The 14622-nt window shown below is 53.6% G+C and carries 24 protein-coding genes; 20 read left to right on the top strand and 4 right to left on the bottom strand.

The window, feature by feature from the left end:
- Window positions 1-72 precede the first annotated feature (72 nt).
- Genes ACVV26_RS05365 through ACVV26_RS05325 form a run of 9 tightly spaced genes read left to right on the top strand, consistent with a single transcriptional unit; the run spans window position 73 to window position 3264 of the window.
- The gene (locus ACVV26_RS05365) at window positions 73-540 is read left to right on the top strand and encodes a head completion/stabilization protein (RefSeq protein ID WP_312730850.1); all 468 of its coding nucleotides are present in this window, start codon (window positions 73-75) and stop codon (window positions 538-540) included.
- The gene (locus ACVV26_RS05360) at window positions 540-743 is read left to right on the top strand and encodes a tail protein X (protein WP_312730849.1); all 204 of its coding nucleotides are present in this window, start codon (window positions 540-542) and stop codon (window positions 741-743) included. Before ACVV26_RS05365 ends, ACVV26_RS05360 begins: the two co-directional genes overlap by 1 nt.
- Window positions 743-961, top strand: a complete 219-nt coding sequence (locus tag ACVV26_RS05355) for an HP1 family phage holin (RefSeq protein WP_249040116.1) — start codon at window positions 743-745, stop codon at window positions 959-961. Before ACVV26_RS05360 ends, ACVV26_RS05355 begins: the two co-directional genes overlap by 1 nt.
- The gene (locus ACVV26_RS05350; protein WP_312466378.1) at window positions 942-1457 is read left to right on the top strand and encodes a lysozyme; all 516 of its coding nucleotides are present in this window, start codon (window positions 942-944) and stop codon (window positions 1455-1457) included. Before ACVV26_RS05355 ends, ACVV26_RS05350 begins: the two co-directional genes overlap by 20 nt.
- Window positions 1454-1882: a DNZ54_00345 family protein gene (locus ACVV26_RS05345; protein WP_312730845.1), complete on the top strand. Its 429-nt coding sequence runs from the start codon at window positions 1454-1456 to the stop codon at window positions 1880-1882. The genes ACVV26_RS05350 and ACVV26_RS05345 overlap by 4 nt, the downstream gene beginning before the upstream one ends.
- Window positions 1867-2301, top strand: coding sequence for an Rz-like lysis system protein LysB (lysB, locus tag ACVV26_RS05340; protein ID WP_312730843.1), 435 nt, complete (start codon window positions 1867-1869; stop codon window positions 2299-2301). The genes ACVV26_RS05345 and lysB overlap by 16 nt, the downstream gene beginning before the upstream one ends.
- Window positions 2186-2428, top strand: a complete 243-nt coding sequence (lysC, locus tag ACVV26_RS05335) for an Rz1-like lysis system protein LysC (protein ID WP_312730841.1) — start codon at window positions 2186-2188, stop codon at window positions 2426-2428. The genes lysB and lysC overlap by 116 nt, the downstream gene beginning before the upstream one ends.
- The gene (locus ACVV26_RS05330; protein WP_312730838.1) at window positions 2391-2822 is read left to right on the top strand and encodes a phage tail protein; all 432 of its coding nucleotides are present in this window, start codon (window positions 2391-2393) and stop codon (window positions 2820-2822) included. Before lysC ends, ACVV26_RS05330 begins: the two co-directional genes overlap by 38 nt.
- Window positions 2815-3264 carry a phage virion morphogenesis protein gene (locus ACVV26_RS05325; RefSeq protein WP_312730836.1) on the top strand — a complete coding sequence of 150 codons (450 nt, stop codon included), beginning with the start codon at window positions 2815-2817 and terminating at the stop codon, window positions 3262-3264. Before ACVV26_RS05330 ends, ACVV26_RS05325 begins: the two co-directional genes overlap by 8 nt.
- A gap of 16 nt (window positions 3265-3280) precedes the next feature.
- Here ACVV26_RS05325 and ACVV26_RS05320 read toward each other — a convergent pair whose 3' ends face one another.
- Complete coding sequence (locus ACVV26_RS05320; protein WP_312730834.1) at window positions 3281-4189, bottom strand: FRG domain-containing protein; 909 nt, start codon at window positions 4187-4189, stop codon at window positions 3281-3283.
- A 151-nt stretch (window positions 4190-4340) separates the two neighbouring features.
- On the opposite strand from ACVV26_RS05320, the gene ACVV26_RS05315 reads away from it, so the two are divergent.
- The 7 genes from ACVV26_RS05315 (at window position 4341) to ACVV26_RS05285 (ending at window position 10009) form a co-directional block, all read left to right on the top strand.
- A protein-coding gene (locus tag ACVV26_RS05315) for an IS3 family transposase (protein WP_105580531.1) occupies window positions 4341-5461 on the top strand; the annotation gives its coding sequence in 2 pieces (ribosomal slippage) (window positions 4341-4599 and window positions 4599-5461; 1122 coding nt in all).
- 76 nt (window positions 5462-5537) lie between these two features.
- Window positions 5538-6107 carry a phage baseplate assembly protein V gene (locus tag ACVV26_RS05310; protein ID WP_312730832.1) on the top strand — a complete coding sequence of 190 codons (570 nt, stop codon included), beginning with the start codon at window positions 5538-5540 and terminating at the stop codon, window positions 6105-6107.
- Window positions 6104-6454, top strand: a complete 351-nt coding sequence (locus ACVV26_RS05305) for a GPW/gp25 family protein (protein ID WP_312730918.1) — start codon at window positions 6104-6106, stop codon at window positions 6452-6454. The genes ACVV26_RS05310 and ACVV26_RS05305 overlap by 4 nt, the downstream gene beginning before the upstream one ends.
- Complete coding sequence (locus tag ACVV26_RS05300) at window positions 6451-7362, top strand: baseplate J/gp47 family protein (RefSeq protein ID WP_312730829.1); 912 nt, start codon at window positions 6451-6453, stop codon at window positions 7360-7362. Before ACVV26_RS05305 ends, ACVV26_RS05300 begins: the two co-directional genes overlap by 4 nt.
- Window positions 7355-7960 carry a phage tail protein I gene (locus tag ACVV26_RS05295; RefSeq protein WP_312730826.1) on the top strand — a complete coding sequence of 202 codons (606 nt, stop codon included), beginning with the start codon at window positions 7355-7357 and terminating at the stop codon, window positions 7958-7960. Before ACVV26_RS05300 ends, ACVV26_RS05295 begins: the two co-directional genes overlap by 8 nt.
- Entirely contained in the window at window positions 7957-9588 is a 1632-nt protein-coding gene (locus ACVV26_RS05290; protein ID WP_312730824.1) for a phage tail protein, read from the top strand. Before ACVV26_RS05295 ends, ACVV26_RS05290 begins: the two co-directional genes overlap by 4 nt.
- 1 nt (window position 9589) lies before the next feature.
- On the top strand, window positions 9590-10009 hold the full coding sequence (locus ACVV26_RS05285) for a tail fiber assembly protein (protein ID WP_312730821.1): 420 nt from the start codon (window positions 9590-9592) through the stop codon (window positions 10007-10009).
- Here the strand turns inward: ACVV26_RS05285 and ACVV26_RS05280 are convergent.
- The 3 genes from ACVV26_RS05280 to ACVV26_RS05270 form a co-directional block, all read right to left on the bottom strand.
- Window positions 9996-10427 (bottom strand): tail fiber assembly protein, encoded by a 432-nt coding sequence (locus tag ACVV26_RS05280; RefSeq protein ID WP_312730818.1) that lies wholly within the window; start codon window positions 10425-10427, stop codon window positions 9996-9998. The two genes, ACVV26_RS05285 and ACVV26_RS05280, sit on opposite strands and share 14 nt — an antisense overlap.
- Window positions 10424-10810: a hypothetical protein gene (locus tag ACVV26_RS05275; protein WP_474800327.1), complete on the bottom strand. Its 387-nt coding sequence runs from the start codon at window positions 10808-10810 to the stop codon at window positions 10424-10426. Before ACVV26_RS05275 ends, ACVV26_RS05280 begins: the two co-directional genes overlap by 4 nt.
- Before the next feature lie 95 nt (window positions 10811-10905).
- Window positions 10906-11571 carry a hypothetical protein gene (locus ACVV26_RS05270; protein ID WP_474800325.1) on the bottom strand — a complete coding sequence of 222 codons (666 nt, stop codon included), beginning with the start codon at window positions 11569-11571 and terminating at the stop codon, window positions 10906-10908.
- 326 nt (window positions 11572-11897) lie between these two features.
- Here ACVV26_RS05270 and ACVV26_RS05265 point away from each other — a divergent pair, with 326 nt between their 5' ends.
- From ACVV26_RS05265 to ACVV26_RS05250, 4 genes are all read left to right on the top strand, one after another.
- The gene (locus ACVV26_RS05265) at window positions 11898-12461 is read left to right on the top strand and encodes a recombinase family protein (RefSeq protein WP_312730915.1); all 564 of its coding nucleotides are present in this window, start codon (window positions 11898-11900) and stop codon (window positions 12459-12461) included.
- 77 nt (window positions 12462-12538) lie between these two features.
- Window positions 12539-13711: a phage tail sheath protein gene (locus tag ACVV26_RS05260; RefSeq protein ID WP_312730810.1), complete on the top strand. Its 1173-nt coding sequence runs from the start codon at window positions 12539-12541 to the stop codon at window positions 13709-13711.
- Window positions 13712-13720: 9 nt separating this feature from the next.
- Window positions 13721-14236: a phage major tail tube protein gene (locus ACVV26_RS05255; protein WP_312730808.1), complete on the top strand. Its 516-nt coding sequence runs from the start codon at window positions 13721-13723 to the stop codon at window positions 14234-14236.
- 54 nt (window positions 14237-14290) lie between these two features.
- Entirely contained in the window at window positions 14291-14617 is a 327-nt protein-coding gene (locus tag ACVV26_RS05250) for a phage tail assembly protein (RefSeq protein ID WP_312730807.1), read from the top strand.
- The last annotated feature ends 5 nt before the right edge of the window (window positions 14618-14622 follow it).

The following is a 14622-nucleotide window of genomic DNA, read 5'->3' as shown; positions in this document are numbered from 1 at the left end:
GGGGTGGCGACAGGCTGTAAGCCGCATCAAAACCCCGTCCACCGCCCAACTTTTGGGAGTAACGGAATGAATATGAAGTTCGTTTCACCGGAGCCGGTGAAGGACGGCGCGCAGGACACCATCACCAACACGCCTTTCTGGCCTGAGATCAGCCTGAAGAAATTCCGGGAGGACATGCGCACCGACGGCACGGTCACCCCTGAACGGCTGCGCCAGGCACTGCTGACCGCCATGGCCGAAGTAAATGCCGACCTATACGAGTTTCGCGAGAAACAACAGGCCAGGGGATGCGCGGATTTAAACAGCGTACCGGCGGAGAGTATCGACGGTGAAAGCCAGCGGGTGATGCTGTACCGGCGGGCAGTGTTCTGCTGGGCGAAGGCCAATCTGGTTGAACGTTACCGGGACTTTGACGCCACCGGTGAAGGCAAAAAAAAGGCGGATGAGTATGCACAAACGGCGGACGAACTGATGCGGGATGCGCGCTGGGCCATTTCCCGTGTTCAGGACTTACCTCATATGACGGTGGAGCTTATCTGATGAAAGTCCGGGCGCAACAGAATGACACGGTTGACGCCATCTGCTGGCGTTATTACCGGCGCTCGCAGGGCATGACGGAAGCCGTCCTGAATGCTAACCCCGGACTCGCGGAGCGGGGGCCGATCCTGCCGCACGGGCTGGAAATTGAACTGCCCGAACAGGTGTCGGCGGCTGTCGCCCGGACCATTCAACTCTGGGAGTGATGATGAGTATTGAGCGGATGATGTCGGCGCTGACCTATTTCATCGCGCTGTTTCTGGCCTGGCTGGGTGATTTTTCACTTCAGGATCTGGGAACGGTGCTTGCCATGGTGCTGGGTGTGGCGGCGTTCGCGCTGTCCTGGTATTACCGGCGCAAAACATACCAGTTACTGGCCGCCGGGGCGATCAGTCGGGAGGAGTATGAACGCGCAAATCGTTAAACGCTGTGTGATTGGCGTGGTGCTGGCGATTGCCGCCACGCTGCCGCAGTTCCAGTTACTGAAAACCTCGCCGCAGGGGCTGGAACTGATTGCCGATTATGAAGGCTGCCGCCTCACGCCGTACCGCTGCGCCGCCGGTGTCTGGACTAACGGGATCGGGCATACCGAAGGCGTCGTGCCGGGGAAAACCCTTAACGAACACCAGGTGGCCGGGAATCTCGTCAGCGACGTGTTACGGGTGGAAAAGGCGCTGGCGGTCTGCGCGCCGGTGGACATGCCGCCGCAGGTGTATGACGCAATGGTCAGCCTGGCGTTTAACGTCGGCACCGGCGCGGTGTGCCGCTCCACGATGGTGTCGTTTATCAAACGGCACCAGTGGTCGCAGGCGTGTGATCAGCTGTCGCGCTGGGTCTACGTCAACGGGGTGAAAAACAACGGGCTTGAAAACCGCCGCGCGCGGGAAAAGGCGTGGTGCTTAAAAGGAGTGAATCCATGAAACGTAAAGTGATTTCTTTTGTGCTGGATGTGGTGCTGACGCTGATGCTGGTCGCTGGCCTGATGAAACCGGAAAGCGTGGCGGTGAATTTTGTGGTGGCGTGGGCCTGGCTGGGCTGCGCGCTGTGCCTTGCGGCAATGGCAACCGGCATGGCGGGCCATGTTATCTGGTACGTGTTTGAAAAGGGCAAGGTCCCGGATGCGGAATCGCAGGCGCTGAAGGCGGTGCGCGCCATATTTAACCCGGATATTTCCCCGCTGCGCCGGTGGTGGTCGTGGGCAATGTTTGCCGGGATCGTGGTCTGCCTGATTAACGCGGGCTGGCTGGTTGTGGCGGTTGTTTATCTGTTCTGCGTCGTGGCGTTCCGGTTCACGGCATCGGTTTATCGTCAGCTGATGGCAGATGCACCATGCACCGTGGCGTAGTGGTGGTTCTGGCGGTGCTGGCTGGCCTGCTGGCCTTTATGGGCTGGCGGCTGAATGAGGCGCATCAGGCTATCGGCAGCCGTGACCGGGACATTTCGGCCCTGTCTGAAAAGCTGAGCGACAAAAATGGCCAGCTCCTGGCCGTGGATATGGTGGCCCGGATGAATGACGCCTTTCAGGCCAGTCTACAGCGCAACACGGAAGCCATTCACACGGCGGCCGCAGAACGTCAGGCAATGATTAAGGGGGTGATCCGTGGAAGTGAAGAAAATGCGCGCTGGGCTGATGCTCCTTTGCCTGCTGATGTTATCCGCCTGCAAAACCGCCCCGCCCTTACCGGCGGCGCAGGTTATCACGCTTTCCTGTCCGGCGGTGACCCGCTGCCAGCTCCCGGCAAGCAACCCGACAACCAACGGTGAACTGCTGGAAGCCAAAGAAACAGCGGAAACCGCCTGGGGGCTGTGTGCCGCGAAGGTGGATGTGATTGTGGACTGTCAGGAGAAACTCAGTGAAAAAGCCCGATTCCCTGCGCCAGTCCATCAGTGAAGGGCTGGAATTTCTGAAGAAAAACCCTGATGCCCTGCATTTGTTTGTGGATGAGGGGACGGTGGTCAGTACCGGCGTACCGGCTCCCGGATGGGAATACCGCTACACGCTGAATGTGGTGGTAACGGATTATTCCGGGGATCCGAATCTGCTGATTGCTGTTGTATGTAACTGGCTCGCCACGCATCAACCCGATGCGCTGAACAACCCTGAACTGCGGGAAAAACTCTTCCGGTTTGAGGTGGATATTCTGAATAACGATCTCTGTGATATCGCCATTTATCTGGCACTGACGGAGCGCGTCATTGTCACGGTTGAGAACGGACTGGCAGTAGTTGAAGCCGTCCCGGAACCTGCCAGCCCGGAAGACGACTACTGGATCCGCCATGGCTGAATTTAAAGAAATTGAAGGGTGGCTGGATGCGCTGATAGCCCAGCTTGAACCGGCGCAGCGGCGAAAACTGTTGCGGGATGTCGCAACAAAAATCAGGCAACAACAACAACAGAATATCAGGATGCAGAAAAACCCGGACGGCAGCGCCTACGAGCCACGACGGGTATCAGGACGCGCCAAAAAGGGCCGCGTACGTCGCCAGATGTTCACCAAACTGCGCACCGTACGGTATATGAAAACCCGCGTGACGGCCAGCACGGCGGAAGTGGGGTTTGATGCAAGAGCGCAGCGTATCGCCCGTGTTCATCACTACGGCCTGCGTGATCGGGTAAGGCCAGGTGGTCCGCAGGTGACTTATGCACGACGTGAACTGCTGGGTATAACTGACGCATCTGAAGAAATGATCAGCGATTTAATCATTGCGTATTTGTCATATAAATGATTATTTTAAGACGATACTAAATCCATTTTAATAGAATCTTTTCTTTGTTCCATTTCCTTTTCGCGTTAAAAACATTCAGAGCGTCTAAAACCCCCCTTCCAGCTCCATCCGCAGTAGGATAAATATATCCCGCGCTAAATCCTGCTGAAATGCACAAATTAAACAAAGCCAGACTTTCAAATACAGACAATGTGGCTTTATATAAAACAGTGCCATACGAATCATCAAGTAATTCATCTAAGGATAAAGTATCAAATGATTTACCTCTCAAACCTGTGTGGGGGTGGATAGTAAACAAGCCTGATTGAGCGGCAAGATGTGGGCTGACAGAACCAGCGGATTTATAAATACGGATACTACTAGATTCATTTATTTTTGCCCTATCTATTACCCAAATAGCAATTCTGGAGTCAAGTTCCCATTTATCATAATTAGCTAACGCACTGCTTGCTGCAAAATATAAAGATGTATAAGAAACACTAGTCCAGTCTAACAGGCGCGTGGGTACACCATGATGCTGTGCCATAGCCATTAAATCAAGAGCTTCATCTACTGGCCATTTTGTTGGGTCAATTATACAGGAATCTATACCTTCTAAATCTACTAGTTTTCTTCTAAATTCACGACTGTCATTATGTATTTTAATTCCTATCTTATCGCATTGATTTAAAAAGTGGTTTAGTAGAAAAACCTCACTAATAATCATTTGCTCCAAGCTAGGGGGCTTCAAACTAGTAAGAATACATGTTTTATTCACTTCCCTTAATAACGAAGGAATAAGTTTCCAGTTAGCATCGCCTTGGCCTCGGTAAATCAAATTATGCGGCCTTTGAATGCCAAAATTTTTTGTAGGTGAACATGCTTCCCATAATTCATCTGCGCTATCAAAATGAATTTCCTTATAAGTTTTAAATTTACTTTCCATTTTTGCTCGCCTCGATTTTTTGATTGTGCCAACAACGATACAAACCGAATGATTCCTCATCATACATGCACAATGGCAATTGACCTGCTCCCCGTTGATTAATACACCGCGATGTTAGTAATGTCTTCATAAGCCACATGAGGACATCCCCATGAAGAAGCGTTTTTCCGAAGAACAGATCATCAGTATTCTCCGAGAGGCCGAAGCCGGGGTTTCTGCCCGTGAGCTCTGCCGCAAGCACGCCATTTCCGACGCCACCTTTTACACCTGGCGTAAGAAGTATGGCGGTATGGAGGTGCCCGAGGTTAAGCGCCTGAAGTCGCTTGAGGAAGAGAACGCCCGCCTCAAGAAGCTGCTCGCTGAAGCCATGCTGGATAAGGAGGCGCTTCAGGTGGCTCTGGGGCGAAAGTACTGACGACAGACCAGAAGCGGGAAGCTGTGGTGTTGATGTGTGATGCGACCGGTCTGTCGCAACGTCGTGCCTGCAGGCTTACAGGTTTGTCCCTGTCGACCTGCCGCTATGAGGCTCAGCGACCGGCTGCTGATGCGCATTTATCAGGGCGTATCACTGAGCTGGCACTGGAGCGCAGGCGTTTTGGCTACCGACGCATCTGGCAGTTACTGCGCCGTGAAGGCCTTCATGTTAATCACAAGCGCGTGTACCGCCTTTACCACCTTAACGGGCTGGGCGTAAAACGCAGACGACGTCGTAAAGGGCTGGCAACAGAACGTCTGCCGCTGCTCCGCCCGGAGGCGCCCAACCTGACCTGGTCGATGGATTTTGTCATGGACGCGCTGGCCACCGGTCGCAGGATCAAGTGCCTGACCTGCGTGGACGACTTCACGAAGGAGTGTCTGACGATTACCGCCGCATTCGGGATTTCAGGCGTTCAGGTCACGCGAATTCTGGACAGCATTGCACTGTTTCGCGGCTATCCGGCGACGATAAGAACGGACCAGGGGCCGGAGTTTACCTGCAGAGCACTTGACCAGTGGGCTTATGAGCATGGGGTGGAGCTGCGGCTTATCCAGCCGGGCAAGCCAACACAGAACGGATTTATTGAAAGTTTTAACGGACGATTCAGGGATGAGTGCCTCAATGAGCACTGGTTCAGCGATATAGTTCACGCCAGGAAAACGATTAATGACTGGCGGCAGGATTATAACGAGTGTCGTCCACATTCATCGCTGAACTACCAGACTCCGGCTGAATTTGCAGCGGACTGGCGAAACGGGAAATATGAAGAAAAACCAACCGACATTACTAACTGAAGGTTGTATCTAATCCTGGGGGCAGGTCACAATCTCTACAGCTGTGATTCATAAACCAGAATGAGCGAAGCTGCTTATGGAAAATTTTTCAACAAAGATGAATGAATTACATCGTCAATTATTAAACCTTATCCGAAAAGGGGTGGTGACCGAGGTGGACGCCGAAAACTGGCAGTGTCGGGTCCAGACCGGCGATCTCGAAACCAACTGGCTTAACTGGCTAACACTGCGCGCCGGTAAATCCCGCACATGGTGGAAACCGTCCGTGGGTGAACAGGTTCTGGTACTGGCGGTGGGCGGCGAGTTAACCACGGCGTTCGTTCTGCCTGGCATTTATTCCGATGCCTGCCCGCCTCCCTCCACGTCAGAAGACGCCATGGTGACTGCGTTCCCGGACGGGGGCTGGATTGAATACGAGCCGGAAACCGGACGTTACCGGGTAAAAGCCGGGGCCAGTATCGTTTTTGATGCGCCGGAAAGCATTGCCATTAAAACCGCGTTGCTGGACATAAAAGCGGACCAGACCGTGATCAACGGTGAAGTTACCCAGAGCGGCGGGGCATTGTCTTCCAATGGCGTTGTTCTGGATGCTCACGCGCACACTGGCGTAATCAAGGGCGGCGATAACACGGGCGGGCCAGTCTGATGATGTACATGGGGATGAATCAGAAAACCGGCGAAACCATTACGGACATCGATCATATCCGCCAGTCCGTGCGGGACATTCTGACCACCCCCGTCGGTTCCCGGATTTATCGCCGGGACTATGGCTCTCTGTTTTTATCGCTGATTGATGATCCGACGAACCCGGCGACAAAACTCAGGGTAATGGCGGCAACCTACAGCGCGCTTAACCGCTGGGAGCCGCGTATCCGGTTAGACAGCGTCACGCTGGAAACCACCATGGACGGTGAAATGGTCGTGGAACTTAGCGGCTATCGTGATGACGGTTCCGCTGTCAGCCTAAGTGTTCCGATGGGGAATAATTTATGAGTGCCGTTGACCTTTCATCCCTGCCCGCGCCGCAGATTATTGATGTGCCGGATTTTGAAACGCTGCTTACTGCGCGTAAGGCGCGTCTGGTATCGCTTTACCCTGCTGAATTACAGGACGCGGTTGCCCGTGCGCTGGAACTGGAATCCGAACCACAACTTAAAATCCTTCAGGAAAACTGCTACCGGGAAATTCTGCTGCGTCAACGCATCAATGAAGCTGTGCAGGCGGTCATTATTGCCCGTTCCGGGGGCGGAGACCTGGACAACCTGGTCGCCAACTTCAATGTGCAGCGTCTGGTCGTCACGCCAGCGGATGAAACCGCCGTTCCGCCGGTTCCGGCGGTCATGGAAAGCGATGAGGATTTACGCCAGCGCGCGCCGGAAGCGTTCGAGGGTTTATCCGTCGCGGGGCCTGAAGCGGCGTATAACTTTCACGCCCGCAGCGCTGACGGGCGGGTAGCCGATGCATCCACGGTCAGCCCGTCACCCGCTGTGGTGGTGGTGACCGTGCTGTCCCATGAGGGTAACGGGCAGGCCAGCCAGGCGCTGCTGGATATTGTGTCCCGCAAGCTGAGCGCCGAAACCATCCGCCCGCTGGGTGACCGGCTGACCATTCAGTCCGCTGCGATCACCGAATACCGGGTGGCGGCAAAATTGCACCTGTTTGATGGCGTGGTGGCCGGTCCCTGCCTGGCGGCAGCGAAAAACAATCTTGCTGCCTATCTGCTGGAGCAAAAGAAGCTGGCGCGCAGTATCCGGCGCGATAACTACAAGGCGGTGCTGCGTGTGGCCGGGGTGGACTGGGTAGAGCTGCTGGAGCCTGCCGCCGATGTGCTGATGGATAAATCACAGTCGGGATACTGCACCGCCACGGATATCACCATTGCCGGGGATGCCAATGAATAGCCTGCTACCGCCGGGATCGTCGGCTCTGGAACGTCGTCTTGCTGAAGCCTGCGGCGATATCAGCACCGTTCCGGTGCCACTGCGCGAACTCTGGAACCCTGACACCTGCCCGGAAAACCTGCTGCCCTGGCTTGCCTGGTCGTTCTCGGTTGACCGCTGGGATGAGGCCTGGCCGGTAGCGGTGAAACGCCAGGTGGTGCGCGATGCGTATTTCATCCACCGCCAGAAAGGCACCATTGCCGCCGTGCGCCGTGTGGTGGAGCCGTTCGGCTTTCTTATCCGGGTGATCGAGTGGTGGCAGTCCGGTGAAACACCGGGAACCTTTCGCCTGGATATTGGCGTTCAGGACCAGGGCATCACGGAAGAAACCTACCAGGAACTAGAGAGGCTGATAGCAGGCGCAAAGCCGGTCAGCCGCCATCTGGTTGGCCTGTCCATTAACTTGCAGACCACCGGCAACGTTATCACCGGCGCGGCCAGCTATCAGGGCGATGAGCTGACCGTATATCCCTATTTTGCTGAAGCTATCAGCGTGGGCGGCCCGGCAATGTCCGGCGCTGCCATCCATTTGATTGATGAGATGAGCGTAAATCCATGACGGCAAAATATTATGCAATCCTGACCACGCTGGGTGCCGCGAAGCTGGCGAACGCCATGGCCCTGGGAACGAAGCTGGAAATTACCACCATGGCCGTGGGTGATGGCGGCGGCGTACTGCCGACACCGGACGCCAGCCAGACCACCATTGTCGGTGAGCAGCGGCGCGCCCCGATTAACATGCTGAGCATTGACCCGGCAAACCCCGGCCAGATTATCGCCGAACAGGTTATCCCGGAAAATGAAGGCGGCTTCTGGATCCGCACTATCGGCCTGTACGATAAGGACGGGACGCTGATTGCGGTGGCTAACTGCCCGGAAACCTACAAGCCGCAGTTACAGGAAGGCAGCGGGCGTACCCAGACCATCCGCATGATTCTGATCGTGTCGAACACTGATGCTATCACCCTGAAAATTGACCCGTCGGTGGTGCTGGCGACCCGGAAGTACGTTGACGATCGCACGATTGAGGTTAAGGCGTATGCCGATGACCTGATGGCGGCTCATCTTGCCGCAGCTAACCCGCATAACCAGTATGCGCCGAAAGTCTCCCCTGCCCTGACCGGGACGCCAACCGCGCCGACACCGGCTAAAACGGACAACACAACCAAACTTGCCACCACTGCCCATGTGAAACTGGTCACGGCAGATTTTGCGCCGCTGGCAAACCCGGCGCTCACCGGTAAGCCCACCGCCCCGACTGCGGCGCAGACATCAAACGATACACAGCTCGCCACCACGGCATTTGTGAAAGCAGCCATCACGGCGCTGATTGATTCCTCACCGGCGGCAATGGACACGCTGAACGAACTGGCCGCCGCGCTGGGTAACGATCCGAACTTCGCCACAACCATGACGAACCTGCTGGCCGCAAAAGCGCCACTGGCAAGCCCGGCACTGACCGGAGCGCCGACAGCACCGACGGCAGCGCAGACCGTCAACAATACGCAGCTCGCCACCACAGCATTTGTGAAAGCGGCAGTGGCCGCGCTACTGGCAAGCCCGGCGTTTACCGGAACGCCAACGGCCCCGACGGCGGCGCAGACTGTCAACAACACGCAGATTGCCACCACGGCTTATGTGAAAGCGGCGCTGGCTGCCCTCGTGGATTCCTCACCGGCAGCGCTCGACACGCTGAACGAACTGGCCGCCGCGCTAGGTGACGATCCGAACTTCGCCGCCACCATGACAACTGAACTGTCCAAAAAAATGGATAAGGCCAGTAACGGGGCGGATATTCCTGATGTGGCTGCGTTTCTCTCAAACCTTGGTTTGAAAGAAATCACTCTCGCTGGAGTTATGAGCGCTGTTTTATCTGATGGTGGAAGGCTGACACTGCCCGTAATTATTAATGGCGCACGCCGCGAATTGCTTATTCAGTGGGGACAAATGCCCTGTTCAAATCTGGCAACAACCACAACGGCATTCCCGGTGCCTTTTCCCTCTACCTGCTTGAAAGTTGTGGGATGGGGTTATCAGGTTGCCGGGGCAATACAGGCGTATGCCGTGTTGAATGGCTTTAACCGCAACAGCTTTACGTGGAATGCCTTTTATGCTGCGGCGGGTTCTGCTCCATCGCTGGCTACGACAGCCGCCGTTAACATCCATTATATCGCTGTAGGGTATTGATATGACTTACATCTTTTCAGCCACTGATAACGCTTTTTACCCCCTATCTATGCAACAGCAATACATTGATGCTGGAACATGGCCAGAAAATGGGATTCAGGTTGGTGACGATATTTTTAATGAATTCATCGGCCCAGCACCAGCGGGGAAAATACGGGGCGTTGTAAACGAAATGCCAGCCTGGGTAGATTTACCCCCTCCCACGCCCCGGCAATTAATTGACCAGGCAGAACAAAATAGGCTGGCGTTAAAAAATGAAGCAGACAACGAGATAGTATGGCGTCAGGATGCGGTTGATGCTGGTATCTCCACGGATAAGGAAGCCAGCGAGCTTGCAGGGTGGAAAAAATACCGAGTGCTTTTGATGCGTGTCGATACCGCGACAGCACCCGACATTAACTGGCCTGTTAAGCCGGAATAGCGGGCCAGTTTATATCAGGCGCGGTGGAAGTGTCTGTAGCTTCCACCGCCATAATATAATCCAGCGTCAGGTTTAAATTAATCGTCTCGTCGGCCGTCAGTTTTCTTCCCGCCTGTAGTTTCAACTGTATAACGCTGATTGACTGCATAGCATCGTCTATGCGGCGCTGTTTTTGCTGTTCTGCCTGATTAATTAATTCCTCTTTCGAGGGTTTTGGGATGTCAGCCCAGGCGGGTAAACCATCAGGCCCGGCGATGCGTACTTTCCCTGCCGGTGGTAGTTCGCTAAAAAATTCGCTGAACACTTCCGCAGACATTAAAGCCGCATCGTCCGGCCAGGTGTCGGTGGCTTTAAAAATTTCGATGTCACTTTGCGGGTACGCGCCATTTGTGGTTGCTGAATAATAAAATCCGCTCATCGTCCAAACCCTATAATTCGTGCAGCGGCAGAAATCTGCCCCCAGTTATGCAGCTCTACCGCTGCGTTTGAAAACACACCTGCAACAACATTCCCTGCGACTTGACTCGCCGTCACTGCAACCGGCACCGCAATCGCAAACAAACAGGCAGAAAATGGATATGTCCAGTATGCAGCGCCGGTTGTTCCTGCCGCTACCTTTCCCGAGGTTTCCAGCCACTGCAATTTAAAGCCGTTCGGCAACTTCAGATAACCGGCTGTCGAATTTCCCACATATTCGAATGCTGACATATCCGGTATCTGACCTGTGCCAGTGCCTACAGCCCGCTTCGCCGCTTCTTTCAAACCAACGTTTGATATAACGATATGTTTTCTTATTGTCATCAGTCCCATCGAACAAATTGTAGGGGCCATGTCTTTTGGCAAAAGAAAGGCAACTCTTAAACTGCCTTTCTTTGGTCGTGTAATGTAATTTTTGGTTAATTATCTGCCTTAAGTGTCATTCCGGTCATGTCTTTTGTATTGAAGTAAATTAAATCACCCTTTGATTTATCTTTGTTTAATTCTCGCATGAATGCATCCTCCCCATAGACTTTGAGTAATGAATATGACCTACCATCTTTACTATACGTCTGGAATGAACCACTTTCTGCTAATGACCTCCCTATGACAATGAATGTAAAACTGAACACAAATGCAGTCATTGCAGTAAATATTAATGTTGAATAAAAAATCTTTAGAGGAGAATCATCATTATTTAAATTATCTCTAAAAGTTATCAAGACAAAATAGAGTCCTCCCATGAATAAGCAAAGAAAAGCAGATTGAAATGTTTTCTCTACAAAACAAAACATTAAGGCAGCGTAGAAAAATCCGCACAGCAAATGAGAAAGGGAATGCCAACCTTTATTTTCATTCCGTTCAGCCTGCAACATTATTACAATGGTTATAACCGACATCGGCACTAAAAACAAATAAAAACTAATGAAATCATTCACAATTGTCGGTATTGTTATTTGAATATAATCCAACGGTATTCCTAGTGCACTGCAATACCCCCTTTCTAAAAAATAGGTGGCCGCATAAATAACTATAGTTCCTATTGCAATTACCAATCCATCCTTTTTTATAATTCTTTCAAACATAATTAGCCCTCTATTTTTATTTAAAATTAACAAGCATGCAGTAAAGAAAGTAATAAAACTCATTAACCAAACATCGATTTTATAATAAATAAAAGCCAAAGCAAATGTAGTTTTGCTGCCAGTCTGGCATCACTCCGGTTTTTGTATAAGGGAAAAAAGATGCAAATTGGCTATGTTCGCATATCAAGGTTGGGGGGATCTCGTTTCGTTTATTGTTATTTCTGATCTTGGTGGCCATGCAAGAAAATCCAACTTCACTACCATCATGAATGACAGTGCTCGATACAATGCACCCCTGAAACTCAACGGATAAGGGGATGTTTTATATGCTGGTTGGCTACGTAAGGGTATCAACAAATGACCAGAACACCGCGCTACAGAGAAACGCGCTGGAGTGCGCAGGATGTGAACTGATTTTTGAAGACAAAATAAGCGGGAAAACATCAGATAGGCCAGGGTTAAAAAAGCTACTGAAAGCACTGTCGCCAGGTGACACGCTTATCGTCTGGAAACTAGATCGGCTGGGCCGCAGTATGCGCCACTTGGTCACCCTTATCGAAGAATTGCGCCAGCGGGGTATTAATTTTCGAAGCCTGACCGACAGCATTGATACATCCACACCGATGGGGCGCTTTTTCTTTCATGTCATGGGGGCGCTGGCGGAAATGGAGCGCGAGTTAATCGTCGAGCGTACCCGCGCCGGGCTAGATGCTGCCAGGGCGCAGGGCCGCATCGGTGGCCGACGTCCGAAATTAACAGACGAACAATGGGCGCAGGCCGGGCGGTTAATCGCTGCCGGTGAAACACGTCAGCGGGTGGCCCTGATTTATGATGTAGGACTTTCTACCCTTTACCGTAAGTTTCCCGCTACTGACCTATTGTGTGAATAACGACACAACGGCGCGATGCTGTGCGCGCGACATAATCACTTCACCATAGGGCGGAATCCACTCAGGAGGTCCGCCAGATGGCTGAAGATTATCATCACGGTGTCCGCGTTCTGGAAGTCAATGAAGGAACGCGTACTATCCGTACCGTCAGTACCGCTGTTGTCGGGATGGTCTGCACAGCAGACGACGCCGACGCGGCAACATTCCCGCTTAACACGCCAGTGCTTATCACTGACGTGCTCACCGCGTCCGGCAAGGCGGGCGAAACCGGTACCCTCGCCCGTTCGCTGGATGCCATTGCCGATCAGTCCAAACCCGTCACCGTAGTGGTGCGCGTTGAACAGGGTGAAACCGAAGCGGAAACCACGTCGAATATCATCGGCGGCGTGACCGCCCAGGGTAAGCGCACTGGCATGAAAGCGCTACTGACCGCCAACAACCAGCTCGGCGTGAAACCGCGCATTCTGGGGGTTCCCGGTCATGACACGCAGGCGGTGGCGTCTGAACTGCTGAGCGTGGCGCAGTCCCTGCGCGGCTTCGCGTATCTGGCTGCCTATGGCTGTAAAACCGTGCAGGAGTGTATCGATTACCGTGCCAACTTCGGCCAGCGTGAAGGTATGTTGATCTGGCCTGATTTTACCGGCTGGGACACAGTGACAGATGCCGAACAGACGATGTACGCCACCGCCCGTGCGCTGGGTCTGCGCGCCAAAATTGACAGTGACACTGGCTGGCACAAATCGCTTTCCAACGTCGCAGTAAACGGCGTGACTGGTATTTCTGCCGATGTGTTCTGGGACTTACAGGATCCGGCAACCGACGCGGGCCTGCTGAACAAAAACGACATCACCACGCTTATCCGCTCTGATGGTTTTCGCTTCTGGGGTTCCCGCTCCCTGAGCGATGACCCGCTGTTCCAGTTTGAGTGTTACACCCGCACCGCGCAGGTTCTGGCGGACACCATGGCAGAGGCCCACATGTGGGCGAATGACATGACGCTGACCCCGTCACTGGCCCGCGACATTATCGAAGGCGTGAAGGCAAAAATGCGCTCACTGGTCAGCCAGGGTTATCTGCTGGGCGGGGACTGCTGGTTTGACGACAGCGTGAACGATAAGGACACCATCAAGGCCGGGAAGCTGTGGCTGGACTATGACTACACCCCGGTCCCGCCGCTGGAAAACCTGATGTTCCGCCAGCGTATCACCGACCGTTATCTGGTCGATTTTGCCAGCCAGCTTAAATCCTAAGGGGACGTTATGGCACTGCCACGCAAGGTTAAATACCTGAATCTGTTTAACGCCGGTCAGAACTGGATCGGCCTGGTTGAGTCCGTCACCCTGCCAAAACTGACGGAGAAAATGGAGAAATACCGGGGCGGCGGTATGCCGGGTTCGGTGGATATCAGTCTGGGCCTGGACGACGGCGCGCTGGATACGGAATTCACCATCGGTGGTACGGAGATCCAGCTGTTCAAGCAGATGGCGACGCCCACTGTGGACGGTGTTCAGTTGCGTTTTACTGAATCCCTGCAACGTGATGACACCGCAGAAGTTTACGCGCTGGAGCTGGTTACCCGTGGCCGCTACAAGGAACTGGATTCCGGTGAACACAAGCAGGGCGACAGCTCCACCACCAAAGTTTCCTGCACCAACACTTACGTAAAACTCACCATCAATGGTGAGGAGTTGTATGAAGTGGACACGGTGAACATGGTCTGGAAAGTCGGCGGCGTGGATATGCTTGAAGCGCACCGCGCCGCGCTTGGCCTGTAATTCTTCCGGGCGTGTTTAACGCGCCCGTATTCTCTTATCTGAACGGAACACATCATGACCAAAGAAACCGAAACCACCGGCACTGAACCACGCAACACCGCAACCGTCACCCTGGACTGTCCGATCCAGCGCGGGAAACAGACCATTGAAACCATCACTGTGCGCAAGCCGCAGTCCGGCGCGCTGCGCGGCACCCGTTTACAGTCGCTGATGGAAATGGATGTGGACAGCATGATGGTTGTACTGCCCCGCGTTACGGCACCGTCACTGACCCGCGAGGAAGTGCTTACCCTGGAGCCGGGCGATCTGTTGCAGTTATCCGTGGAGCTGGTCAGTTTTTTGTTACCGAAGTCGGCAACTGCCGGTTTCCCGACAAATTAACTGTT

This window comes from Atlantibacter sp. MEI4A-1023 (assembly GCF_056155425.1).
The sequence above is the reverse complement of the archived record's forward strand: the minus strand, read 5'-3'. Positions and strand labels throughout refer to the sequence as shown.